The organism is Streptomyces sp. NPDC001933, assembly GCF_042890955.1.
Taxonomy (GTDB): Bacteria; Actinomycetota; Actinomycetes; order Streptomycetales; family Streptomycetaceae; genus Streptomyces.
In genome coordinates, this window is record NZ_JBIASS010000002.1 from 147,106 (window position 1) to 166,656 (window position 19,551).

Sequence of the window (19,551 nt, forward strand, 5' to 3'; positions counted from 1 at the left end):
GACGGTGCACACGGCAGGAGACGGCGCACACCGCGAGGGAGGGCGCGCACGGCAGCCGATGCGCCCGGCCCGTCCGCGAAGTACGCCAAGTCCCTCCCCAGGACGTCGCTCTTGGTGGACGATGGGGTCCGGAACGGAGCCGGCCCTTCACGGCCGGTGCGGGCGCGTTCCGGTGCGCCAGGGAGGCGCCCGTCGGCCGAGGGGGGCCGGTGGGAGAACGCCGGAGGGAGATCATGGTGGAGTCGGTGCCGGTACGCTGTCCGGCCTGCCGCCGCGACCATGCGTACAGCCCGCCCGCCTACCCCTGCCCGTGCGGCACACCGACCGCCCCGCCCTTACTGCCCGGGGCCCAGGTCGTTCCGATCACCCACCGCACCTGGAACGACGACTGGGTGACGGTGCGCTGTCCAGCCTGCGGGCGCCGGGACCAGTGGCCGCAGCCCGAGCTGTGCTGCCCGTGCGGGACGGTGCTGCGCGTCCCGGTCCGGCCGGTGGCGGCACCCGGGGACGGGCCCCGGCCGGCCGGCCCCTCGCACATCCCGCTGCCGCGCACGGCCCCGGCACCCCGGCCCGCGTTCCGCGCCGTCGCCATCCACAGCGCGGGCGACGCGCTGGCGACCGCGGCCCGGTATCTGAGGTGGCTGGGCTACCGAGAAGTGGTGCGGCCCCCGAAGCCCTCCCCCGTACGGATCGATCTGCGGGCCACCGGGCTGATGGCCCAGGTCGACACGGTCGGCCGGCCGACCACCCTGCGCGATGTCGAGTGCCTCTGGCTGCACGCGCTCGGCGCGTCGGTCACCGGGGTCTTCTTCTCGCTCGCGGGGTACGCGCCGGACGCCGCGGCGCGCGCGGAGGGCCTGGGCGTGCCGCTCTTCGTGATCGACCCGGCGGGAACACCGCAGCCGGTCAACAGCCCCGCCGACGAACTGCTCAGCACCGGGGCCTGAGCGAATCACCGAGCAATACGTCGCTCGGCATGCCGGGCGACATACTGGCGGCATGCGCATCCGTACCGCCCGCCGCACCGACCTCCCGCTGATCCAGGACATCGAACGTGCCGCCGGCGAACCGTTCCGCACACTCGGCATGTCCGCCGTCGCGGACGACGACCCTCCGGCGCTCACGCTGCTGGACGACTACCGCAGGGCCGGCCGGGCCTGGGTCGCCACGGACCCGGACGACCGCCCGGTCGGCTATCTGATCGCCGACCCGGTCGACGGAGCCGCCCACATCGAGCAGGTCTCCGTGCACCCGTCCGCCGCGCGGCGCGGCCTGGGCAGCGCGCTCATCGACCATCTCGCCGGCTGGGCCGGCGAGCGCGGCCTGGGCGCGCTCACGCTCACGACCTTCTCCCACGTCCCCTGGAACGCGCCGTATTACGCCCGCCTCGGCTTCCGCACCCTTGACGGAGCCGAACTCACCAACGGGCTGCGGAAGATCAGGGCGCAGGAGGCCGAACACGGCCTGGATCACTGGCCGAGGGTCTGCATGCGGCGCGAGATCCCGCACACCGGTCACCTCCGGCAGCTCACCGGAGCCGACCGGCAACAGTGAGTGCAATCGGTCACGTTCAGGCCAGGGGGCCACAAATGTTCGGCTCGCTGTCAGTGGCGGGCCTTAAGGTGGTGCACATGGCTTTAACTCCACGGAACACACCTGACGACCGGCCGCGCACGACCCGGCCGGCGCCCCCGTCCGCCGCGCGGGCGAACGAGGCGATACGGGCGTTCGTGGACGCGCGCGCCGGCCAGGACTGGTCCTCGGTGGAGTCCGCCGCCTACGAAGTGCTGCTGATCGAATGGGCGGCCGCGACCCGGGGCGGCACCGGCGACATCATCGAGGCCGCCTGACCGCGCCCGGGGCGATCCGGTCCTACTGCCCGTAGCCCTCCCGCAGTTCGATCTTCCGGACCTTCCCGCTGACCGTCATCGGGAAGGTCTCCAGGATCCGCAGCAGCCGCGGGATCTTGTAGTGCGCCAACTGCTCGCGGCAGTAGTCGGTCATCTCGTCCAGGGTCGGCGGGTCCGCCGGGTCCCTCGGGATCACACAGGCCAGGATCTCCTCGCCGTAGCTCTCGTCCGGTACGCCCACCACCTGCACATCCGCGATCTTCGGGTGGCCGTAGAGGAATTCCTCGATCTCCCGCGGATACACGTTCTCGCCACCTCGGATGATCATGTCCTTGATCCGGCCGACGATCTGTACGTAGCCGTCCTCCCGCATCACCGCGAGGTCACCGGTGTGCATCCAGCGGCCCGCGTCGATGACTTCGGCGGTCCGGTCGGGCTGCTCCCAGTACCCCAGCATCACGCTGTAGCCGCGGGTGCACAGTTCGCCCGCCGCACCGCGCTCCAGCGTCACCCCGCTCACCGGGTCGACGACCTTGACCTCGATGTGCGGCATCACCCGGCCGACGGTTCCGGTGCGGCGCTCCAGGTCGTCGTCGCGGCGGGTCTGGGTGGAGACGGGCGAGGTCTCCGTCATGCCGTAGCAGATGGACACCTCGTCCATGTGCATCTCGGCGACGACCCGCTTCATCACCTCGACCGGGCAGGGCGATCCGGCCATGATGCCGGTGCGCAGCGAGGAGAGGTCGTACGAGGCGAAGTCCGGCAGGTTCAGCTCCGCGATGAACATGGTGGGGACGCCGTAGAGCGAGGTGCAGCGCTCCTGCTCCACGGCGGCGAGCACGGCGGCGGCCTCGAAGGCGGGGGCCGGGATCACGATGCAGGCGCCGTGCGAGGTGATGCCGAGGTTCCCCATGACCATGCCGAAGCAGTGGTAGAAGGGGACCGGCAGGCAGACCCGGTCCGCTTCCGTGTAGGCGACCAGCTCACCCACGAAGTAGCCGTTGTTGAGGATGTTGTGGTGGGAGAGGGTGGCGCCCTTGGGAAAGCCGGTGGTGCCGGAGGTGTACTGGATGTTGATCGGGTCGTCGCAGGACAGCTCCGCCTCACGGTCGGCGAGTTGTCCCGGCGTCACGGATCCGGCGGCGGCCAGCAGTTCGTCCCAGGACGGGTCGCCGATGAAGTGCACGGCGCGCAGCGCGGGGCAGTCGGCGCGGACCTGGCCGACCAGGGCGCGGTAGTCGCTGGTGCGGTGCGAGAGCGAGGAGACCATGAGCGAGATCCCGGCCTGCTTCAGCACGTACGCCAGCTCGTGCGCGCGGTACGCCGGGTTGATGTTGACCATGATGGCGCCGATGCGGGCGGTGGCGTACTGCACCAGCACCCACTCCGGGCAGTTGATCGCCCAGATCCCGACCCGGTCCCCCTTGGCCACCCCCGACGCCATCAGGGCACGGGCCAGTTCGTCGACCGCCGCGCCGAACTCGGTGTAGGTCCAGCGCCGCCCGGAGGCGACGTCCACGAGTGCCTCGCGGTCGCCGAACGCCTCGATGGCGCGGTCGAGATTGCGTCCTATGGTGTCGCCGAGCAGCGGCGTGGTGCCGGTGCCGTGCGCGTAGGAAAGCTCGCTCACCGCAGATCCCCCTCGTTGTACTCGGTGCCGGTGCCCTGGGCCGTGCGCTCGCGGAGTTCGATGCGGCGGATCTTGCCGGAGACGGTCTTGGGCAGCTCCGCGAACTCCAGTTTGCGGACCCGCTTGTACGGGGCTAGGACCGCCCGGGAGTGCTCGAAGAGCACCTTCGCCGTCTCCTCGCCGGGCTCCCAGCCCTCCGCGAGCACGACGTACGCCTTGGGGACGGAGAGCCGGACCGGGTCGGGGGCGGGGACGACCGCCGCCTCGGCGACCGCCTCATGCTCCAGCAGGGCGCTCTCCAGCTCGAACGGCGAGATCTTGTAGTCGGACGCCTTGAACACGTCGTCGGCACGGCCGACATAGGTGATGTAGCCGTCCGCGTCGCGCGAGCCGATGTCGCCGGTGCGGTAGTAGCCGCCTGCCATGGCCTCGGCCGTGCGGTCCGGGTCGCCGTGGTAGCCGGTCATCAGGCCCACCGGGCGGCCGGACAGGTCGAGGGAGATCTCGCCCTCGGCCGCGCCGGGCTCACCGGTGACCGGGTCCAGGAGCTCGACCTTGAAGCCGGGGCTGGGCCGCCCCATCGAACCGGCCTTCAGCAGCTGGCCCGGGGTGTTGGCGACCTGGACGGCGGTCTCGGTCTGGCCGAAGCCGTCCCGGATGGTGACGCCCCAGGTGCGCCGCACCGTCTCGATGACCTCCGGGTTCAGCGGCTCACCGGCCGCGACGACCTCGCGCGGCGGGGTCTTCAGCTGGGAGAGGTCGGCCTGGATCAGCATCCGCCAGACGGTGGGCGGGGCGCAGAAGCTGGTGACGCCCGAGCGGTCCATCTCGGCCATCAGCCGGCCCGCGTCGAAGCGGGTGTAGTTGAAAATGAAGACGGTCGCCTCGGCGCTCCACGGCGCGAAGAGGTTCGACCAGGCGTGCTTGGCCCAGCCGGGCGAGGAGATGTTGAGGTGGACGTCCCCGGGCTTGAGGCCGATCCAGTACATCGTCGACAAGTGGCCCACGGGGTAGGACACATGGGTGTGCTCGACGAGCTTGGGGCTGGCGGTCGTGCCGGAGGTGAAGTAGAGCATCAGCGGCTCGTCGGCGTCGGTCTCCCGGTCCGCCTCGTAGGTGTCCGGCTGCTCGTCGGCCCCGGTGTACGACAGCCAGCCGGGGACCTCGGCACCGACCGCGATCCGGGTGTAGTCGCCGGGCACCTCGTCGAACTTCGCGGCGTCGGTGTCCCGGACGAGGACGTGGCGGACCCGGCCGCGCTCCACCCGGTCGCGCAGGTCGACCGGGCCGAGGAGCGGGGTGGCGGGGATGACCACGGCGCGCAGCTTCATCGCGGCGAGGGCGGTCTCCCACAGCTCGACCTGGTTGCCGAGCATGACGAGGATCCGGTCCCCGGCGCGCACGCCCTGGGCACGCAGCCAGTTCGCGGCCTGGTTGGAGCGGGCGGACATCCGGGCGAAGGACACCTCGGTGCGGCTGCCGTCCTCCTCCACGATGTGCAGGGCGGTGCGGTCGTTGTTCTCGGCGATGGCGTCGAACCAGTCGAGTGCCCAGTTGAAATGGTCGGTCCTGGGCCAGCTGAAGCCCTCGTACGCCGCTTGGTAGTCCTCGCGGTGCTTCAGCAGAAAGTCCCGGGCGGCCCGGAACGTCTCCGTCGCACTGGTTGCCGACATGTGCCCTCCTCATTGCGGACCGGACCGGTCACTTAACATCATGTAAACAGTGACCCAGGTCTCACCACCCCCGAACGGGGGTGCAGCGAGGGGGTGGCCGAGCCCCCGGAGCCGGGCAGGAAGGCGTCAGCGTGCCGGAATCCGTCGATGCGGTCGAGATGCAGGCGGCGTTGCTGCGGCTGCGCCGGACCAGTGGGCTGCCGGTGGCCTTCGGCGGGCTGCTCGCCGATGCCCGTCATGCCCGGATCGCCGAGCTGAACGGGGCGCAGACCAGCGTGCTGCGCGGGCTGGTCATCTCGGCGGGCAGCGGGCTCGGAGGCAAGGCGATCGCGCTGTCCCGGCCGTGCGCGGTGACCGACTACCACTCCTCGCGTCACATCAGCCACGAGTACGACCTGGCGGTCGCGGAGGAGGGTCTGCGCTCGGTGGTCGCGGTCCCGGTCGTGGTGCGGCGCAGGGTGCGCGGGGTGCTGTACGGGGCGCTGCGTGAGCCGATCACGCTCGGGGACCGTACGTTCGACGCGGCGGTCGCCGCCGCCCGCGATGTGGAACAGGCCCTGGTGGTACGGGACGAGGTGCAGCAGCTACTGGCCGTGACCCGGGAGCAGGTCACGGACCCGAGGGCGGCCCCGGAGGCGTGGGAGGACGTCCGCGAGGCCCATCGCGAGCTCCGGGCCCTGGTCCCGAAGGTCGTCGACCCGGCACTGCGCAACGAGTTGCTCGCGGTGTGCGGGCTCCTGGCCTCGGCGGCCGGGGCCCGGACGCCGAGGCCCTCCGGGGTGCAGCTGGCGCCGCGCGAGCTGGACGTGCTGGCCTGCGTGGCGGCGGGGGCGACCAACGCGGTGGCGGCGGAGCGGCTCGGGCTGCGGCCGGAGACGGTGAAGGGCTATCTGCGTTCGGCCATGCGCAAGCTGGGGGCGCACACCCGGCTGCAGGCGGTGGTGGCGGCCCGGCGCGCGGGACTGCTGCCGTAGGACTCGTGCTTCACCCCCCGAAGTCGATGAACGTCGCGAACCGGATGTCGTATCCGTCGGTGCCGTCCGCCGACGGCGCCATGGCGGAGAGCATCCGTACGGCCTCCTCCGTGACCGCGTCGCGCTCCGCCCGGCTCAGCGTGCCGAGCGGCTGCACGGTGAGCGGCCCCGCCCCGGAGCCCGGTCCGCCACCGTCGCCCAGCCGCCAGACCGCCGCGAGGAACCCGTCGACGAGCACCGTGCCGTACGACTGGTTGCCGTTGCCGTTGCGCCCCCGGTACTGCGGCGGGATCACCCGGGTCCGGTCCGCGTGGCCGAGCAGCACATTGTCGAACTCGGGCAGGAAGCGCGGCGGGGCCGGGGTGTCCTCGTCCGGGCGCGGGGCGTCCGGCAGATCGAAGAGCTCGACCCCGTTCTCGTCCCGGAAGGTCATGAGCTGAGGTCGCAGCCGTTCGAAGACCTCCCGCAGCCGGGTCAGCCCGGCCCATGCCTGCATGTCCTTCACCGAGGCCGGCCCGAAGGCACCGAGGTAGCGCAGCACCGCGGCATCGGGCGCGGGGGCCGGCTGCGACGGGGCGCCGAGCCAGTGCTCGGCGGTGGTCAGCGCGACCTGGCCGCTCCTCCCCCACACCCCGCGCGGGGTGACCTGGACCAGCGGCAGCAGGCAGCGGGCGGCCACGCCCAGGGACTGCGGGTCCGCGTCGGGCCACTCGGCGTGCAGCGCCTCGCGGATCTCCTTGGGCGTACGGGGCCGCTCCTCGACGAACTTCCTGGCGACCGACCCGAGCCGGTCCCGGTCCACCCCGGCGAGCCCCTTGCGGAAGATGTTGAGCTCCCGGTCGCGGGCCGGCTGTACCAGCGGGCGCAGGGTGAGCGCGTCGGCGGCGGTGTGCAGATGGATGGTGGAGCGCAGGGTGACGATGCGGACCACCTCGCGGGACTCCATCAGCACGGCGAGCTCGGCCGGGTCGAAGCCGTCGAGGCGGGCGTGGAGCTGGTAGTAGGGCGGTCCGGTGTTCTGTGCCTGAAGGCCGACCAGGTGCTCCACGGCGTCCTTCGCGGACATCGCGGTGCGGCGCAGCAGCAACTGGCGCTCCAGCGTGGCGCGGTTCAGGGCGCGGGGGGAGAGCACGGCGGGTGCGGCGGGGTTCTTCCTGACGGCCATGGGTGCACGCTATGCGGGCTTGCGGACAGCTTCGGTCCTCTTCGGGAAACGCGTCCCGTATCCGTACGCCCCGCCATGCCGCCCGGTCGCAGGACCGGGGATCGGCGGACGGCCGCCCGCATCATGGATCGGTGATCAGTGTCCTGTTCGCCGTTCTCACCGCGCTCAGCAATGGCGCCGCCTCCGTGCTCCAGCGCCGTGCGGCCCGTACCGTCCCCGACAGCAAGGCGATGCGTCTGTCGCTGATCGGGCATCTGGTGCGCCAGCGGCTGTGGCTCGCGGGGATCGGCCTGGTGATCGTCGCAGCCGTCTGCCAGGCGGTGGCGCTGGCGACCGGGCCGATAGCCGTGGTCCAGCCGATCTTCGTGATCGAGCTGCCCGCCACGCTGCTGATGGCCGCGTTCGTCATGCGCGTCCGGCTGCCCCGGCGGGTCTGGTACGGGGTGGCTGCCGTGACGTCCGGGCTGGCCCTGGGCATGGCGTCCGCGGCCCCCGTCGGCGGCAGTACGAGCGTGCACGGGGCGGCCTGGGTCCCCGCGCTGATCCTGACCGGGCTCTTCGAGGCAGCGCTGATCGCCGCGGCCCTGGGCAGCCGCGGCAACACCCGGGGAGCGCTGCTCGGCCTCGCCGCCGCGTGCGGGTACGCCCTGACCGCCGCGCTGATGAAGGACGCCATGGCACGGCTCGAAGGGGGCGGCGGGGCGGCGGCGCTCCTGACGTCCTGGCAGCTGTACGCCACCGCGGCGGCCGGGGTGGGCTCTCTGTTCCTCCTCCAGAACGCCCTTCAGGCGGGCACACTGGTCGCCGTCCAGCCGATGCTGACCCTCGGGGACGCGCTGATCAGCGTGGCGTACGGGGTGACGCTGTTCGGCGAGGAGCTGCGCACCGGGTGGTGGGTGCTGCCCGAACTGGTCGCGCTCGCCCTGATCACGGCGGGCTGTGTCGAGCTGGCCCGCTCCCCGCTGGCGGCCGGAAACCCGGCCCAGCCCGCGCGGAGGGTGAGATGAGCCGGCGCGCGGGTGTCCTCCCCCGGGCCGGGGCGATTGCTCCCGATCGGGTCGCGCCGTCGACCGCTCGGGGCTATTCTCCGGTCTAGCCAGGTGTGGCGTACGGGCAAGGGGCCCGTTTCTTTTCTGGGGGTCGGTGTGGTTTCTGGTCGCGTTGTGCGGTTCGACGGAGCTCGGGGATACGGCTTCATCTCACCCGATCACGGGGGCGAGGACGTCTTCCTCCATGTGAACGACATGCTGATCCCCGAGTCCTACGTACACACGGGCACGGCGGTCGAGTTCGAGATCGAGGACGGTGACCGCGGCCTGAAGGCATCGTCCGTCCGGCTCGCCGAGGGACCCGACGGGAAGCCGCTGACTCCGCCGAGGACGGTGGGTGTCGCCGCTTCCGGAGGGCCCGACGACGACACCCTGTGCGATGTGCTCAGCGCGGCCGAGTACACCAGGGACGTGACCGACGTACTGCTGGAGTCCGCACCCTCGCTGACGGGTGCCCAGATCCTGCAGATCCGGCGCGGGCTGCTGCAGTTCGCCAAGAACCACGGCTGGACCGAGGGCTGACACCCCCGGGGCGTATCCGGCCGTTCAGCCGCTCGGCTCCCGTACCACCAGCGGGGTGCCGAACACCTGGTGTCCACCGCTGGCCAGCATGCGCACCTCGCCCCGGTCGCTGATCTCCGCGCGCACGATCCCGGTCTCGTCCTCGTAGATCGGGAAGCCGCCCGCCCCCGACTGTTCCGTGCGCCGGACGGTCACCGTGTCGTCCTCCACCGCGGACGCCTGAAATACCAGCTGGTAGCTCTCCGGGTAATCCATGACCGTTCTCCGATAGCGGATGGGGCAGGGCATGTTCCGCCCGCATCTTCCATGGTCCCCCCGACCGGTCCGCGGCGCCCGGGCAGCGGCCCACGGCTGCTGGTGGCTTCCCCCGCCACCCACGGCCGGGCGGGCGGGAGACCGTTATCCTGAAGCCATACGGGCGGTTCGACAGCACTCGGGTTCATACCGCATGAATGACCCCTTTTCTCCCGAGTCGTGTGCACGGCATGCACGCCCGGGATCCCCGAAACCGGGAAGGGACAACGCCATGAACGATGCCGACAGGGGAGACGACGTATACCAGCCCCAGCAGCAGCCGGAGGCCTCGGACCTCACCGAGCAGCTCGACGTCGAGGACACCCTGGACAACCGGGGGCTGACCGACGCGCTCGACGAGGGCTACTCCCCGCCCGAGCGGCCGTGGGCGGTGGAGGACCGGGGCACCACCGCCGCCGAACAGCACGACGGCGAGACGCTGGACGGCCGCCTGGCCCGCGAGCTCCCCGACCCCTCCGACCTGGTCGGCGACGGCCTGGGGGACCTGCCCGGCGGCGACGGCGAGCTCTGGGACGCGGAGGTCGGCACGGTGCGCGCCGGCCGGCTCACCCGGCAGCTGGACATCGACGAGCCGGACACCATGGCGGGCGAGGACGTCGGGATCGACGGGGCCGGCGCGTCCGCCGAGGAGGCCGCCATGCATGTGGTCTCGGACGGCCGGATCTGAGACGGCGCCTCCCCCTCGTTGTCGCACGGGCCGTGCGGACCCATTACCCCGGAGGTAATCGACGCCCTCACCGCCATCGGACATCGTGTTCCTCCACCAGCACACGAGAGCCCGGCCGGAAGCCGGGACACGAGGAGAGGGCACCGCGATGACCGCATACGACGAGGCCGTTCAGCGCTACTTCGCCGCCTGGAACGCGGCCACCGACGAGGAGCTGGCGAAGGCCGTGGCGGCCGCCTTCACCGAGAGCGCCACCTACACCGACCCGCTGGCCGATGTGCGCGGCCACGCAGAGCTCGCGGCCACGATCGACGGCGCGCATCAGCAGTTCCCCGGCTTCGAGTTCCGACTCACCGGCACGCCGGACGGCCATCACGACATCGCGCGGTTCGGCTGGGAGCTGGTCTCCGCCACCGACGGCTCGGCGCCCGTCGCCGGCTTCGACGTGATCACCCTCGCCGACGACGGACGCATCACCTCGGTCAGCGGCTTCCTCGACCGGGTGCCCGGCGCCTGAACGTCCGCCGGATGCCTGGGGCGGGCCCCGCACCGCACCACCCGCCTCAGGCCGGCTCGTCGAGGAACTTCCCGCCCTCCAGAAGGGTCTTGAGCGTCGAGAGGATCGCGACCCAGCCGCCGCTGACGCCCTCCAGCATCCTGCTGTCCGGGCTGTCGAACCCGTCATGGGTGAGCGTCAGCTTGATCCCCAGCTCGGGTTCCTCGGCCGGTTCGATGTCGAAGGCGACCTTCGACCGCTCCCGGACGGCCCTCTCCCACTCCTCGTCCGAGGCGAAGTCGAACATCTGGCGGTGCATGGGCTGGAGGGTGTGCCAGGTGTACGAGAGCCGCTTGCCGGGCTCCGCCTCCAGGACCCGCTGGCCGACCTCCTCGAACTCGCCGTCCGGGTCCATCTTCCAGCGGACCGGAGCGCCGGGCTCCCAGGTCGAGTCGGGGCCGTAACCCCCCATGTAGATCTTGATGAGCTCGGGGTCGGTCAGCGCGTGGTAGAGCTTCTCGGCGCTGGTCTGGATGTAGATGGCGTAGACGAACTCGGGCTTGTCCATGACGATTCCTTCCCTCACGGCGTGTCGGCGAGGTCCCGTCCCGCCGGTGCGGGCGAGGTCCGTGACTGCCCGGGGAGCGCGGCCGGGTGTGTTGTCCGGACAGGCCTCAGTCCGGGGGCCGGCTCCAGCGGGCGGTCGGTGAAGAAGCGGGCCGCGAGGTCCGCGACGTCGTCCGGACGCTCCAGGACGACCCAGTGGTCGGACTCCCCGATCGTGACGAACCGGCTGCCCTCGATCGTGGCCGCGAAGGCGCGCTGCCGTTCCGGCGAGGTCACCGTGTCGTGGACGCCCGCGAAGACCAGGGCCGGTACGCCGGACAGCCCGCCGGAGAAGTCCGGCCGGTGTCCCAGTGCCCGGTGCAGCGAAAGCGCGGCGTGCGGGGAGTTGGTGAGGGCGTACAGGAACGAACGCCTCACATAGCGACGCGCCAACTCGCCGCGGTGGACCTTGCGTTCGGGGTCCTGGCACATCAGCACCCCGGCGGCCAGTCCGGCCAGCCCCTCCAGGTCGCCGGTCTCCAGCCGGTCGACGGCGCGGCCCCACCGGTCGCGCTGCTCGTCGGTGATGTGGGCGGGCACTCCGCCGAGCATCAGCCGGGCGATCCGGCCGGGATGCTGCTGTGCGCAGCCGAAGGCGATGGAGGTGCCGTAGGAGAACCCGAAGAGGTTGGCCCTCTCCACGTTCAGATCGTCGATGATCCCGGTAACGGCGGCGTGCAGGACGTCGTCGCCCGCACCGGGCGGGAGCAGGTCCGCGTTGCCCATGCCGGGCAGGTCGGCGGTGACCACGGAGGCGAGCGGCCCCAGGTGGTCGTCCATCTGCGGCCAGCCGTACATCCCCTGGAGCGCGCCGCCGAGGATGATGACCGGTTCGGTGCGCGGCGAGGGCTGTCTCAGGACCCGGTAGCCGTAGCGCAGCCCGTCCACCGACAGGGTCCGGATGATCTCGTCGGCCATGGTGGTTCGCCTGCCTCTTGGTTTCCGGGTCAGGCCCTGGTGAGAACGAGTACGGCGTTGTGTCCGCCGAATCCGAGCGAGGTCTTGACGGCCGCGTCGAACGTTCCCCGCCGGGCCTCCTTGCTCACCACTTCGATGGGGATCGCGGGGTCGGGGGCGTCGAGGTTCACGGTGGGCGGCACGAGTTGGTTCTCCAGCGCCAGCACGGTCAGTGCGGTCTCGATGCCGCCGGCGGCGCCCAGGGTGTGTCCGGTCATCGCCTTCGTCGAGGTCACGAGGGGGTGCTCGCCCAGGACCCGGCGCAGCATCATCGCCTCGATGAGGTCGTTGGAGACGGTCGAGGTGCCGTGAGCGTTGACATGGCCGATGTCCCCGGCCGCGATCGCGGCGTCCGCGAGCGCCGAGCGCAGCGCCCGCTCGATGCCCAGGCCCTCGGGGTCGGGGGCCACGGCGGAGTGGGCGTCGCTGGAGGCGCCGTAGCCGGCGATGTGCGCGCGGACGGTGGCACCGCGGGCCAGGGCGTGTTCCGGCCGTTCCAGCACGAGGAGTCCGGCGCCCTCGCCGACGACGAAGCCGTCCCGGTGGGTGTCGAAGGGGCGGCAGGCCGCCTCGGGGTCGTCGCGCCGGGTGGAGACGGCCTTGAGCTGGCAGGCGCTGGCGATCAGCAGCCGGGAGCAGACCGATTCGGCGCCGCCCGCGATGACGATGTCGCAGGCCCCGGTGCGGAGCATCTGGTGGGCGGTGCCGATGGCGACGGTGCCGGAGGAGCAGGCGGTGGAGACGGCCTGGCTCGGGCCGAGGGCGCCGAGGTCGGTGGCGACGCTGCTGGCCGCGCCGTTGACGACGGTGAGCGGGGCGAGTTTCGGGGAGACCCGGCGTGCGCCGCGTTCGGTGAGGGTGGTGTGCTGCTCGTCGTAGAACGGCAGTCCGCCGTGGGCGGAGCCGATCACGACGGCGACCCGTCCGCCGTCCCAGACCGCGGGGTCGAGACCGGCGTCGGCGACGGCCTCGCGGGCCGCGATGACGGCGAGTTGGGAGAAGCGGTCCATCAGCCGCGCGGTCGCCACCCCGAGCAGTGCCCGCGGGTCGAGGCCGGTGATGGTGTACATGAAGTCGCAGGGCAGGCCGTCGAGTTCGGGCCGGTGCGGCACCGACGGGGCGGTCGACGCCTCATGGACGGTGCGCCAGGTCGCTTCGGCCCCGGTGCCCGCGGCGGTGACCATGCCGATCCCGGTGACGGCGGCGGCGAACGGCTCGGGGCGGTACGGGCGGCCCGTCACGCGGCTGCCTTGCGGTGCACCAGGTCGACGAGCTGCCCGACGGTGTCCCGCGAGGACAGCTGGACGTCGTCCAGATCGACGCCCATCCGGTCCTCGATGATCAGCCGCAGTTCCTCCAACGCCAGTGAGTCGAGCCGGAGATGACGGAGCGATACTTCCGGAACGATGGCGAGGGGGTCGGTGCCGAAGTTCGCCACCAGCAAGGTGCTGATCTCTTCTGCCGTGCTCATTGTGGCGCTCCTGCGCTCTCGTACGCGGTGACGCCCTGCCGCGTGAGGTGTGAGTGCCATCGGGGGACGCCGGCTGGTCCGGAAGAACCATTTATACGCCTTCGCGAAGGTCGAGCCGGTCCGCGTTCCCCCGTGCGGTGGGGGGCCGTCCAGGTGTACGAATTCAGCGGTTCACGGCGCCCGACGGGCCTCCCGCCGCCGGTGCCCGGCCCGTAAACTCCGCGATCATGACGATCGACACGACTCATGCGGACGGGCCCGCGCTCTTCCCGACCATGTCCACCATGCGCGCGATGCGCCGCCTGAAGCCGGAACCGGTGCCGGACGAGACGCTGGAGCAGCTCATACAGGCAGCCGTCTGGGGTCCCAGCGGCGGCAACATGCAGTGTTACGAGTACGTCGTGGTGACCGACCGCGAGGTGATGGCCCGTCTGGCGCCGCTGTGGAAGCGGTGCGTGGACGCCTATCTGGCGACGACCGGGAAGTACGCCCCGAAGGGCATGGACGACGCGGCGTACGGCCGGATGGTCGCCGCGATCGAGTACCAGCGCGACCACTTCGCCGACACACCGGCGCTGATCGTGCCGTGCTACCGGTTCCCGGAGCCGCGCCTGGACGAGGAGGGGCTGCTGGCCTCCGCGCGGGCGCTCGGCCCGGCCGCGACCGAGCACATGATGAACACCCAGACGCGCTTCCAGGCGCTCGCCGAGGGCTCCTGCGTCTATCCGGGCGTGCAGAACGTCCTTCTCGCCGCGCGGGCCCTGGGGCTCGCGGCGAACATCACCATCTGGCATCTGATGCTGGAGCAGGAGTGGAAGGAAGCCCTCGGCATCCCCGAGGACATGCACACCTATGCCGCCATTCCGGTCGGATGGCCGCAGGGCAACTTCGGCCCGGTGCGGCGCCGCCCGGTGGCGGACGTCATCCACCGCGACCGCTGGTAGGCGGCCCCCGTCGGTCCTGCCCGGTGACGGCCCGTCCACCGGCCGGGCAGGCCGTCTGATTCCGCCTCAACTCCATTGGAGTGAGCGTCAGTTCGACACACCTGCAAATGATTGTCATGCACTTGGCGGATAGATACGCTGAGCGGGCTTCACGGCCCTCGGCCCACCCCACTCGGGCCCGGGGGCCGTCCCCTTTTCGCTCTTCCCCCCACCGAGCAGGAGCAGGTATGCCCAGCCGCGCCGCCGCCCACACAAAGGGCCGCGCATCCGTCCTGGCGGCCCTCACCGCCACCGTCCTGACCGTGACCGGCACGCCGGCCTTCGCCGCTCCGGACGACAGCCATCCGATGGACCGGGCGTTCACCCGGGCCGCCGCGGAGTTCGACGTGCCGCGCGATCTGCTCGCCGCCGTCGGCTACGGCGAGACCCGGCTCGACGGCCACTCCGGGCGCCCCAGCCAGGCAGGCGGCTACGGCGTGATGCACCTGGTGAGCAACCCCACGAACCGGACACTGGAGCGGGCGGCGGCCCTCACCGGCAAGCCGCTCGCCGAACTGCGCACCGACACCGGGGCCAACATCCTGGGCGGCGCGGCGGTGCTGCGCGCCTACGCGGACAAGCTCGGCCTCGACGCCCGGGACCGCGACGACATCGACGCCTGGTACCCGGCCGTCGCCCGGTACGGCGGTGCGCAGGGGGCCGCCGCCGCCCTCTACGCCGACACCGTCTACACCTTCCTGGCCTCCGGGCTGCACACGGTCGTCCCCGGCGGTGAGCGGATCTCGGTGACGAGCCGTCCGGTCGCCCCGCAGAAGGGTGCGCTCGCCGATACCGACGTACGCACGCAGAGCCCCGACTACCCCTCCGCGAAGTGGGTCGCCGCCAATCCGAACAACTTCGCCCCCGGCCGCTCGGCCAAGATCGACAAGGTGGTCGTCCATGTCACGCAGGGCTCGTACGCGGGCTCGATCAGCTGGTTCCAGAACCCGACCGCGGAGGTGAGCGCCCACTACGTGGTGCGCTCCTCGGACGGCGAGATCACCCAGATGGTGCGCGACAAGGACACCGCGTACCACGCGAAGAGCGCCAACGCCTCGGCGCTCGGCATCGAGCACGAGGGGTTCATCGACGACCCGTCCTGGTTCACCGACACGATGTACCGCTCCTCGGCGGCGCTGACCAAGTCGCTGTGCGACCGCTACGGGATCCCGAAGGACCGGGCGCACGTCATCGGGCACAGCGAGGCACCGGGCAACGACCACACCGACCCGGGGCCCTACTGGGACTGGAACCGCTACATGCAGCTGGTCGGCGGGAGCTCCGGCGGCGGCAACAGCGGCGACGGGCTGAGCTTCACCTCGTACGCGACCCAGCAGAACGGCTCGACGGGCGCTCAGGTCAAGGCGGTCCAGCAGCTGCTGAACGACCAGGGCTACCCCGCGGGTTCCGTGGACGGAAACTTCGGCCCGGCGACGAAGACCGCGGTGGCGGCGTACCAGGCGGCGCGCGGGCTGAGCGCCGACGGTGTGGTCGGGCCCAGGACCTGGACCGCGCTGCTGTCGGCCGGGACGACCCCGAGCCTCCAGCAGGGCGCCTCGGGCGACGGTGTGAAGCGGCTCCAGCGCTCGCTGACCGCGGCGCTCGGCACGACGGTCGGCATCGACGGCAGCTTCGGCCCGGCGACGGTGACGGCGGTGCGCAACTACCAGACGAGCCGGGGGCTGACGGCCGACGGCATCGTGGGGCCGGGCACCTGGGCGGCGCTGCAGACGGGCCGCTGACGGGCTTTCCGCGCGGGCGGGCGTGGCGGGTGCGGACCGCCCCGCCCGCTCGCGGAATCCATGTCACGTTCAAGTAACCTGCCGGAAACCCTTGACGTTTCTCCTGGCGCGTTCTTAACCTCACTGCGTAGTTCGCATTCCTTGCAGTTCACGTGCTGCGGCGCTTTCCGCAGTGTTTTGACAGGCACAGACATAGACCACCTGTCGGTGGTTTCGTCATGCCTGTTTTTTTGTGCTCCCCGTGCCGCCGATGGGTCTTCCTCGAAGGCGGATTCATGGCACAACGTCCGAGCGTCAAAGGCGTCGGCGACGTCGTTGCGCTCATCGATGGGCTGGGAAAGATCACCGGCCGGGCGCAGGTCATCTGGTTTCTCGTGTTCGGCGGGCTGTTTCTCGACGCCTATTCGAATGCCGCGCTGAGCGCCGGCCTGGGGCCGATGACGACCCAGATGGAGCTCACCAGCACGCAGGTCTCGATCCTCACGGCCACCGCTCCGGCCCTGGCGATCATCTTCAACCCGGTCGGCGGCTGGCTCGCCACCCGGATCGGCCGCGTTCCCCCGCTGCTCATCGCCAAGGTGTTCGCCATCGCGGGCGCCCTGCTGGCCGCCTTCGCCGGTGACTTCACCGTCGTCTGGCTCGGCCGGGTCCTGGTGGGTGTCGCTTACGGCATCGACTTCGCCGTCGCCATGGCGCTGCTGGCCGAGTACACCCCCGCGAAGCTGGGCGGCCGGCTGAACCTGTGGCAGGCCGTCTGGTACGTCGCCACCACCAGCAATCTCGTGCTCGCCCTGGTCTTCTTCAACCTGGACGTCGGCGCGGACATCTGGCGCTGGTCGGTCGGCTCGGCCGCGGTCGTCGCCGCCGTGCTGCTGCTGGGCCAGTGGCTGATGCTGCGGGAGAGCCCCACCTGGCTGGCGAGCAAGGGCCGGCTGGACGAGGCCGTCGTCAACCTGGACCGGATCTACGGCATCGAGGCCGTCGCCGGGAAGCCGGACGAGGCGACCCGCGCCGCCACCGAGGCGCCCGCCATCGGCTTCCGGCAGGCCGGGCTGCTCTTCAGGGGCGAGTACCTGCCGCGCACGGTGCTGTCCTCGGTCATCTCGCTCGGGCAGTCGATGCAGTACTTCGCGGTCGGCTGGTACCTCCCGCTGATCAGCCTCACGATCTTCGGCGAGAGCTTCGAGAAGGCGACGATCGGCTCGATGGTCTTCAACGCCTTCGGTATCGCGGGCGGGCTCCTCTCCGCGTACTTCGGCCGCCGGCTCGGGCTGCGGCTCAGCTCCGCCGCCGGTTTCGCCGGGGTGTTCGTGGCGCTGCTCGCGATGGGGCTGACCTTCGAGAAGGTGCCCACGGCCGTGGCGTTCCTGCTGCCGGTGCTGTTCATCCTCTGCCACTCCGCGGGTCCGGGTGCCAACGGAAAGTCCATCGCCGCGCTCTCGTACAGCAGTGACGTCCGGGCGCTGGGCACCGGTGTCACCGGGATGGTCGGCAGCTTCGGCAGTGTCGTCGGGCTGTACGTGTTCCCGCAGATCAAGGACTCCCTGGGGCTCGCCGACACCTTCCTGGTGCTCTCCGTCGTACCGCTGCTCGGCCTGATCACCTGCCTGGCGATCAAGTGGGACCCGACGAAGGCCGCCTCCCCCGACGAGGCAGCCGGACAGGACCGGACCGCCGTTGCCGCCCGGTCGGGTGCGCCGGAATCCGCGGAGTCCGTGACCGCGCGCTGACCGGCCGCCGGGCCCGTCGCACCACACGATGGTCACCTCCCCTCCCACTCCCTCCGCACAGCTCGCTCGCGATGCTCGTAATGAAAGGGCTGCAATGACGCAGACGCTCCCCGGCGCCGCCGCACGGCGCGGTGTGCTGTCCATCGACGAGGGCACCACGGGCACCCGGGCCGGAGTCGTCCTCGACTCCGGCGCCGCCCACGAGGTGTTCTACCGGTCGATCAAGGTCAGCCATCCGGACGACCTCTCGGTCGAGCAGGACCCGATGGAGATCTGGACCGCCACCGTCGAGGTGGCGCGCCGGGCCGTCGGCCGGGCCCGCGAGGAGGGCATCGAGATCACCGCGGTGGCCCTGTCCACCCAGCGGGCGACCGCGATGCTGTGGGACCGGGTGACCGGACGGCCGCTGCTGCCCGCGGTGGTGTGGCAGGACCGGCGGCACGCGGCCGAGCTGACCGCGTACGAGGCGGAGTGGGACGCCGCCCTGCTGGCCCGACAGGGCCGGCCGGTCGGTGCCCGCGCACCGTTCCTCTGGGCCGCCCGGCAGATCGCCGCGCACCCGGAGGTGGCCGCCGCGCACCGTGAGGGCCGGCTGCTCTTCGGCACCGTCGACACCTGGCTGATCTGGCGGCTCACCGGCGGCGCCGTGCACGCCACGACGCCGACGAACGCCGCCTCCACCGGTGGCTATCTGCTGGAGCGGCACGCCTGGGACGAGGAGTGGATCGGCCACCTCGGCTTCCCCCTCGACCTGCTCCCGGAACTCCGCTCCGACGACGCCGGATTCGGCACGACCGACCCGGCCGCCCTCGGGATCGCCGTCCCGCTGGCCGCCTCCATGGGCGACCAGCACGCCGCACTCGTCGCGCTCGGCGGCCTCGCCGCCGGGCAGGGCATGTGCGTCTACGGGACCGGCGCCTTCGTCGACGCGGCGACCGGCACCACGCCCGCCCTGCCCCGGCCGGACATCTCCGGGGTGCTCGCCCAGCCCGGCCGGCGGCAGGGCGACATCAGCCACTACAGCCTGGAGGCGTACACCTCCACGGCGGGTTCGGCACTGCGCTGGCTCTGCGACGACCTGGGGCTGTTCGCATCGCCGAAGGAGCTCGGTGAGGAGGCGGGCCGGGTCCCCACCCGGCCGGGCCGCACCCCGCGTTTCGTCCCGGCGCTCGCCGGGGTCCGTACGCCGGTCTGGCACCCGGAGGCCACCGCCTCCCTCACCGGGCTCACCCTCGCCACCACCCGCGCCGACCTGGCCCGCGCCGTGCTCGACGGGATCGCGCACTCGGTGTGCGACCTGATCGACGGGGTCGCCGACACCATGGGCACCCCGTTCACCCGGCTCCGGGTCGGCGGCGGGGTATCCGGCAGCGACCCGCTGATGCGGATCCAGGCCGACCTGACCGGCCTGCCGCTGGAGCGGGTCTCCGACTCAGCCACCGCCAGCCTGCGGGGCACCGCGTATCTCGCCGGTGTCGCGCAGGGCCTGTGGTCCTCGCTCGAAGAGGTCGTCGAGGCACAGCCGCTCGGCCGGATCTTCGAGCCCTCGATCACGGCGGCCGAACGCACCGCGCAACGCTCCGCCTGGCGCGACGTGCTCATCGCCCACCTGAACGACCCCGCCCTGCTCCCGCTGCGGGACCCCGAACCTCACACCCCCCACTGACGGCCCCCCGACCGTCACCCGGCGGCCGGTACCGACCACGCGGCCGCCGCACCGA

The 19,551-nt window shown here is 71.7% G+C and carries 20 protein-coding genes; 12 read left to right on the top strand and 8 right to left on the bottom strand.

Annotated elements, in window-relative coordinates; translation table 11 throughout:
* Positions 1–236 precede the first annotated feature (236 nt).
* From ACFYY7_RS05555 to ACFYY7_RS05565, 3 genes are all read left to right on the top strand, one after another.
* On the top strand, positions 237–947 hold the full coding sequence (locus tag ACFYY7_RS05555) for a hypothetical protein (protein WP_388658371.1): 711 nt from the start codon (positions 237–239) through the stop codon (positions 945–947).
* A gap of 52 nt (positions 948–999) precedes the next feature.
* Positions 1,000–1,554: a GNAT family N-acetyltransferase gene (locus tag ACFYY7_RS05560; protein WP_388657412.1), complete on the top strand. Its 555-nt coding sequence runs from the start codon at positions 1,000–1,002 to the stop codon at positions 1,552–1,554.
* A 77-nt stretch (positions 1,555–1,631) separates the two neighbouring features.
* Positions 1,632–1,850, top strand: a complete 219-nt coding sequence (locus ACFYY7_RS05565) for a hypothetical protein (RefSeq protein WP_124721328.1) — start codon at positions 1,632–1,634, stop codon at positions 1,848–1,850.
* A 22-nt stretch (positions 1,851–1,872) separates the two neighbouring features.
* On the opposite strand, the gene ACFYY7_RS05570 is transcribed toward ACFYY7_RS05565, so the two are convergent.
* Together ACFYY7_RS05570 and ACFYY7_RS05575 are read right to left on the bottom strand one after the other, a co-directional pair.
* A complete protein-coding gene (locus tag ACFYY7_RS05570) occupies positions 1,873–3,480 on the bottom strand; it encodes an AMP-binding protein (protein WP_388657415.1) in 1,608 nt (535 codons plus the stop codon).
* The gene (locus tag ACFYY7_RS05575) at positions 3,477–5,153 is read right to left on the bottom strand and encodes an AMP-binding protein (RefSeq protein ID WP_266728749.1); all 1,677 of its coding nucleotides are present in this window, start codon (positions 5,151–5,153) and stop codon (positions 3,477–3,479) included. Before ACFYY7_RS05575 ends, ACFYY7_RS05570 begins: the two co-directional genes overlap by 4 nt.
* A 131-nt stretch (positions 5,154–5,284) precedes the next feature.
* On the opposite strand from ACFYY7_RS05575, the gene ACFYY7_RS05580 reads away from it, so the two are divergent.
* Positions 5,285–6,127, top strand: coding sequence for a response regulator transcription factor (locus tag ACFYY7_RS05580; protein ID WP_388657419.1), 843 nt, complete (start codon positions 5,285–5,287; stop codon positions 6,125–6,127).
* Positions 6,128–6,137: 10 nt separating this feature from the next.
* Here ACFYY7_RS05580 and ACFYY7_RS05585 read toward each other — a convergent pair whose 3' ends face one another.
* Entirely contained in the window at positions 6,138–7,292 is a 1,155-nt protein-coding gene (locus tag ACFYY7_RS05585; RefSeq protein ID WP_388657422.1) for a winged helix DNA-binding domain-containing protein, read from the bottom strand.
* Positions 7,293–7,423: 131 nt separating this feature from the next.
* On the opposite strand from ACFYY7_RS05585, the gene ACFYY7_RS05590 reads away from it, so the two are divergent.
* Both ACFYY7_RS05590 and ACFYY7_RS05595 read left to right on the top strand, forming a co-directional pair.
* Positions 7,424–8,299: a DMT family transporter gene (locus tag ACFYY7_RS05590; RefSeq protein ID WP_388657424.1), complete on the top strand. Its 876-nt coding sequence runs from the start codon at positions 7,424–7,426 to the stop codon at positions 8,297–8,299.
* Between the two features lie 138 nt (positions 8,300–8,437).
* Positions 8,438–8,863, top strand: a complete 426-nt coding sequence (locus tag ACFYY7_RS05595; RefSeq protein WP_351252758.1) for a cold shock domain-containing protein — start codon at positions 8,438–8,440, stop codon at positions 8,861–8,863.
* 24 nt (positions 8,864–8,887) lie between these two features.
* Here the strand turns inward: ACFYY7_RS05595 and ACFYY7_RS05600 are convergent, their stop codons facing one another.
* Complete coding sequence (locus ACFYY7_RS05600) at positions 8,888–9,118, bottom strand: DUF6296 family protein (protein WP_266728817.1); 231 nt, start codon at positions 9,116–9,118, stop codon at positions 8,888–8,890.
* 271 nt (positions 9,119–9,389) lie between these two features.
* On the opposite strand from ACFYY7_RS05600, the gene ACFYY7_RS05605 reads away from it, so the two are divergent.
* Positions 9,390–9,845 carry a DUF5709 domain-containing protein gene (locus ACFYY7_RS05605; protein ID WP_388657427.1) on the top strand — a complete coding sequence of 152 codons (456 nt, stop codon included), beginning with the start codon at positions 9,390–9,392 and terminating at the stop codon, positions 9,843–9,845.
* A 148-nt stretch (positions 9,846–9,993) separates the two neighbouring features.
* Positions 9,994–10,362 carry a nuclear transport factor 2 family protein gene (locus ACFYY7_RS05610; protein WP_388657430.1) on the top strand — a complete coding sequence of 123 codons (369 nt, stop codon included), beginning with the start codon at positions 9,994–9,996 and terminating at the stop codon, positions 10,360–10,362.
* A 46-nt stretch (positions 10,363–10,408) separates the two neighbouring features.
* On the opposite strand, the gene ACFYY7_RS05615 is transcribed toward ACFYY7_RS05610, so the two are convergent.
* The 4 genes from ACFYY7_RS05615 to ACFYY7_RS05630 are packed head-to-tail and all read right to left on the bottom strand — an operon-like array spanning position 10,409 to position 13,375.
* The gene (locus tag ACFYY7_RS05615; protein ID WP_388657433.1) at positions 10,409–10,909 is read right to left on the bottom strand and encodes an SRPBCC family protein; all 501 of its coding nucleotides are present in this window, start codon (positions 10,907–10,909) and stop codon (positions 10,409–10,411) included.
* 14 nt (positions 10,910–10,923) lie between these two features.
* A complete protein-coding gene (locus ACFYY7_RS05620; RefSeq protein WP_388657436.1) occupies positions 10,924–11,865 on the bottom strand; it encodes an alpha/beta fold hydrolase in 942 nt (313 codons plus the stop codon).
* Between the two features lie 29 nt (positions 11,866–11,894).
* Positions 11,895–13,145 (bottom strand): beta-ketoacyl-[acyl-carrier-protein] synthase family protein, encoded by a 1,251-nt coding sequence (locus ACFYY7_RS05625; RefSeq protein ID WP_388657439.1) that lies wholly within the window; start codon positions 13,143–13,145, stop codon positions 11,895–11,897.
* Positions 13,142–13,375, bottom strand: a complete 234-nt coding sequence (locus ACFYY7_RS05630) for an acyl carrier protein (protein WP_388657441.1) — start codon at positions 13,373–13,375, stop codon at positions 13,142–13,144. The genes ACFYY7_RS05625 and ACFYY7_RS05630 overlap by 4 nt, the downstream gene beginning before the upstream one ends.
* A gap of 227 nt (positions 13,376–13,602) precedes the next feature.
* Between ACFYY7_RS05630 and ACFYY7_RS05635 the strand changes: the two genes are divergently transcribed.
* The 4 genes from ACFYY7_RS05635 (at position 13,603) to ACFYY7_RS05650 (ending at position 19,496) form a co-directional block, all read left to right on the top strand.
* Entirely contained in the window at positions 13,603–14,319 is a 717-nt protein-coding gene (locus tag ACFYY7_RS05635) for a nitroreductase family protein (protein WP_388657444.1), read from the top strand.
* Positions 14,320–14,546: 227 nt separating this feature from the next.
* Complete coding sequence (locus tag ACFYY7_RS05640) at positions 14,547–16,100, top strand: peptidoglycan-binding protein (protein WP_388657447.1); 1,554 nt, start codon at positions 14,547–14,549, stop codon at positions 16,098–16,100.
* A gap of 275 nt (positions 16,101–16,375) precedes the next feature.
* Positions 16,376–17,830: an MFS transporter gene (locus ACFYY7_RS05645; protein ID WP_388657450.1), complete on the top strand. Its 1,455-nt coding sequence runs from the start codon at positions 16,376–16,378 to the stop codon at positions 17,828–17,830.
* A gap of 94 nt (positions 17,831–17,924) precedes the next feature.
* Positions 17,925–19,496, top strand: coding sequence for an FGGY family carbohydrate kinase (locus tag ACFYY7_RS05650; protein WP_351252748.1), 1,572 nt, complete (start codon positions 17,925–17,927; stop codon positions 19,494–19,496).
* The last annotated feature ends 55 nt before the right edge of the window (positions 19,497–19,551 follow it).

Coding starts and splice junctions, on each gene's coding strand:
- ACFYY7_RS05560 (WP_388657412.1), top strand. CDS start 1,000: ATGCGCATCCGTACCGCCCGCCGCACCGACCTCCCGCTGATCCAGGAC.
- ACFYY7_RS05565 (WP_124721328.1), top strand. CDS start 1,632: ATGGCTTTAACTCCACGGAACACACCTGACGACCGGCCGCGCACGACC.
- ACFYY7_RS05575 (WP_266728749.1), bottom strand. CDS start 5,153: ATGTCGGCAACCAGTGCGACGGAGACGTTCCGGGCCGCCCGGGACTTT.
- ACFYY7_RS05585 (WP_388657422.1), bottom strand. CDS start 7,292: ATGGCCGTCAGGAAGAACCCCGCCGCACCCGCCGTGCTCTCCCCCCGC.
- ACFYY7_RS05600 (WP_266728817.1), bottom strand. CDS start 9,118: ATGGATTACCCGGAGAGCTACCAGCTGGTATTTCAGGCGTCCGCGGTG.
- ACFYY7_RS05605 (WP_388657427.1), top strand. CDS start 9,390: ATGAACGATGCCGACAGGGGAGACGACGTATACCAGCCCCAGCAGCAG.
- ACFYY7_RS05610 (WP_388657430.1), top strand. CDS start 9,994: ATGACCGCATACGACGAGGCCGTTCAGCGCTACTTCGCCGCCTGGAAC.
- ACFYY7_RS05615 (WP_388657433.1), bottom strand. CDS start 10,909: ATGGACAAGCCCGAGTTCGTCTACGCCATCTACATCCAGACCAGCGCC.
- ACFYY7_RS05620 (WP_388657436.1), bottom strand. CDS start 11,865: ATGGCCGACGAGATCATCCGGACCCTGTCGGTGGACGGGCTGCGCTAC.
- ACFYY7_RS05630 (WP_388657441.1), bottom strand. CDS start 13,375: ATGAGCACGGCAGAAGAGATCAGCACCTTGCTGGTGGCGAACTTCGGC.
- ACFYY7_RS05635 (WP_388657444.1), top strand. CDS start 13,603: ATGACGATCGACACGACTCATGCGGACGGGCCCGCGCTCTTCCCGACC.
- ACFYY7_RS05640 (WP_388657447.1), top strand. CDS start 14,547: ATGCCCAGCCGCGCCGCCGCCCACACAAAGGGCCGCGCATCCGTCCTG.
- ACFYY7_RS05645 (WP_388657450.1), top strand. CDS start 16,376: ATGGCACAACGTCCGAGCGTCAAAGGCGTCGGCGACGTCGTTGCGCTC.
- ACFYY7_RS05650 (WP_351252748.1), top strand. CDS start 17,925: ATGACGCAGACGCTCCCCGGCGCCGCCGCACGGCGCGGTGTGCTGTCC.